The sequence below is a fragment of the Microbacterium sp. genome (assembly GCF_039812165.1).
Taxonomy (GTDB): Bacteria; Actinomycetota; Actinomycetes; order Actinomycetales; family Microbacteriaceae; genus Microbacterium.
On record NZ_JBDIAB010000275.1, the window covers coordinates 1 to 3,128 of the forward strand.

3 protein-coding genes are annotated in these 3,128 nt (G+C 66.8%); 2 read left to right on the plus strand and 1 reads right to left on the minus strand.

Annotated features, from left to right (window positions below; genetic code table 11):
- On the plus strand, positions 1-1,212 hold a 1,212-nt coding region (locus WML84_RS14180; protein WP_347346786.1), incomplete at its 5' end, for an MFS transporter.
- 41 nt (positions 1,213-1,253) lie between these two features.
- Here WML84_RS14180 and WML84_RS14185 read toward each other — a convergent pair.
- Entirely contained in the window at positions 1,254-2,174 is a 921-nt protein-coding gene (locus tag WML84_RS14185) for a helix-turn-helix domain-containing protein (protein ID WP_347346787.1), read from the minus strand.
- Positions 2,175-2,538: 364 nt separating this feature from the next.
- On the opposite strand from WML84_RS14185, the gene WML84_RS14190 reads away from it, so the two are divergent.
- A partial coding sequence (locus tag WML84_RS14190; RefSeq protein ID WP_347346788.1) for an SDR family oxidoreductase occupies positions 2,539-3,128 on the plus strand: 590 nt, incomplete at its 3' end.

The following is a 3,128-nucleotide window of genomic DNA, read 5'->3' on the forward strand; positions in this document are numbered from 1 at the left end:
GACGGCTACACCCTCCCCTTTGCCGGCCTTCTGCTCGGGGCTGGCGCGTTCACAGACCGGATCGGCGCGAAGAAGGCATTCGGATTCGGCGTCGCGGGCTTCGCCCTGGCGTCTCTTGCTTGTGCCCTTGCACCGTCGCTGGGAGTGCTACTTGGCGCTCGCGTGGCACAGGGAGCTTTCGCCGCCATGGTCACGCCATCGTCGATGGCGCTGGTTCGTCACGCTTACGACGACCCGGGCCGCCGGGCGCAGGCAGTGTCGCTGTGGGCGACGGGCGGTGCCGTCGCCGCTGTTTGCGGGCCGCTCCTGGGCGGTCTGCTGACCGTTCTCGACTGGCGGCTGATCTTCGTCGTCAACCTCCCCGTTGCAGTGCTGATCCTGCTGCTCCTGCACGCGGCGGCGCCGTCGCCAGCGTACTGGGCACCATTCGACTGGACGGGTCAGGCCACTGGCCTCCTCGCCGTCAGCGGCCTGGTGTTCGCAGCCGTCGAGGCCGGCAGCCACGGATCAGGCAGCCGCCCCGTGCTCATCGCCGGCAGTATCGCTGTCGTCTCCGGGATCGCCTTCGTCCTGCGGCAACACCGCGCGTCGCACCCGATGGTCCCGCTGACCATGTTCCGTTCGCGCACCGTGGTGGTTGCCGTCGCGACCGGGTTCACATTCATGATCGGCTTCTTCGGGCAACCGTTCGTCTTCAGCATCTTCCTCCAACAGGAGCGAGGCGTCGGACCAGCTCAGACCGGCATCGTCTTTCTGCCCATGGCCGTGTGCGGCGCGATCTGCACGCCGTTCGTGCCGCGTCTGGTCAGACGCGTAGGCGCGCGTTTGCCCATCGTCGGCGGGCAGGTCCTCATGGCTGCCTCGTTCATTGCCCTCGCCCTCGTCCCTGCCGGTGTTCCGGTGTGGGTGCTGTCTTTGATGATGGTTCCGATCGGTCCGATGGCCGGCTTCGTCAACCCGCCCATGTCCGCCGTCTTGCTCAACCACGTCGACGGGCGTCTGGCAGGCACGGCGAGTGGGGTCTACAACACTGCCCGACAAATCGGCGGTGCGCTGGCCGTCGCCGTGTTCGGAGCACTTCTCGCTTCCCCGGCCGGCGCCCTGACCGGCATGCGCATCAGCATGGTCATCGCCACAGTTCTCGTGCTGACCACCGCGTGCGCCGGGCTGAGCCTGCGGAACCTCCACCCGCAACAGGCTGCCGTCGAATAGGCGAACCTCAGGTTTGGCGCGTCTCTCCCGAGCAGCGTTGGTTAGCTTTCGTCGGGAACTCGGGTGGCCGGACCATGCGTCTTGCGCGGCCGGGCTCGGGACACCTTCTTGGAATCTGCGGTCCAGCTTCCAAGAAGGCGGAGGCCCTCTTCCGACGGTGTGCCGGACCGAGCCGTGTAGGCGAGGAGTTGCAATCCTGGGTCGGTGGAGATGTTCAGTGCCGTGTAGTCGAGGTCGAGGTCTCCGACGACGGAGTGGTGGACGCGTTTGACGCCGGATCGGTGCTCACGGACGTCGTGCGTTGCCCAGAGGGTCCGGAACCCGTCGTTTCGGACCGAGAGCTCTCCGACGAGCTCGTCGAGGGCACGATCACGGGGCGATCGGCCCGCTTCTGCTCGCAGCATGGCGACGGTCATCCGGGCAGCCTCGTCCCAGTCGCGGTAGAAGCCCGTCGCACGGTCGTCGAGGAAGAGGAAGCAGGCGAAATTGGCAGGCGACTGCGGCGAGTCGAGCAGCTCGGAGAAAAGAGCGCGGCCGAGACGGTTCGTCGCGAGGATGTCGAGTCGCCCGTTCTGGACGACCGCGGGTGCCTCGGTCATTGCGTCAAGCGTCTGCTGCAACGCCGCGGATACAAGGATCGGGGAGCGCTGCGAGGGCGGACGGGTCGGGCGCACGGCGGTGTTCACGGCTCGGACGAGGTCGCAGAGATGCTGGCACTCCACGTCGTCGAGTCGGAGGGCACGGCTGACGCCGTCGAGCACCGAGTCGGAGATACCGGTCGCGGTGCCGCGCTCGAACCGGACGTAGTACTGGACGCTGATTCCCGCCAGCAGGGCGACCTCCTCACGGCGCAGCCCCGCGACGCGGCGCCGGCCGCCGAAGTCCGGCAGTCCCACCTGCTCAGGGGTGAGCCTGGACCGCCGGGTGGTCAGGAACTCGCGGATCTCGTCTTGCTCGCGCACCTTCTAACGCTATGCCGAGCGGTGCGCGCAAGAGGGTCACTGCGAGTGACCCTATCGAGCGGGACTGGTTCGCATGCGCGTGTGGGAGTTGACTGGTTTGTATCTCCTCAGCGGAACACCGTCGGTCGGCGGCATCCGCTTCGACTGTGACGAAGGGAGTTCGTGATGGCTTCCTGGACCCATGACGCCCTCTCTCGCAGATCGTGGACGGCGACCCGTATGTCTCGCCCTTCCGCGGTCGACGCCGCCTACGAGCCCAAGTACGCCCACGAGTCCGCCAGCCGCACCATGCAGGGCGGCGGGCCCCGCTCCGTGACGGTCCGCATCCTCCCGCGCTGACCGCAGCGACGAAAGGCAGAAACACATGAGCGACAGCACAGTCTGGTTCATCACCGGAGCAGCCCGAGGGATGGGTGCCGACATCGCCCGAGCAGCCCTCCACGCCGGCCATCGAGTCGTCGCGACCGCCCGTGACACCGTGGACGTGACGAAGACTCTCGGCGCGCGCGAGGACCTGCTCGAGGTGCCGCTCGACGTCACTAACACCGATGCCGCTCGGCAGGCTGTTGACGCAGCCGTCGACCGCTTCGGTCGGATCGACGTCCTGGTGAACAACGCGGGCAACTTTTATGCCGGCTTTTTTGAAACGCTGAGCCCTGAGCAGTTCGACAAGCAAATGCAGACGAACTTCTACGGTTCGTTGAACGTCACCCGGGCCGTGCTGCCCACGATGCGGAGGCAGCGCTCGGGCCGAGTGATCACGATCTCCTCGACCGCTGGCGTTGCCGGCGTCGACTTCTGCTCCGCGTACTGCGCGTCCAAGTTCGCGCTGGAAGGGTGGATGGAGACCCTTGCTCTCGACTTGGAGCCGTTCGGCATCCAGACCACGATCGTCGAGCCCGGCTCGTTCCGTACCGAGTTGCTCGTCGAGGGCTCTTCGACGATCTGGCCCGA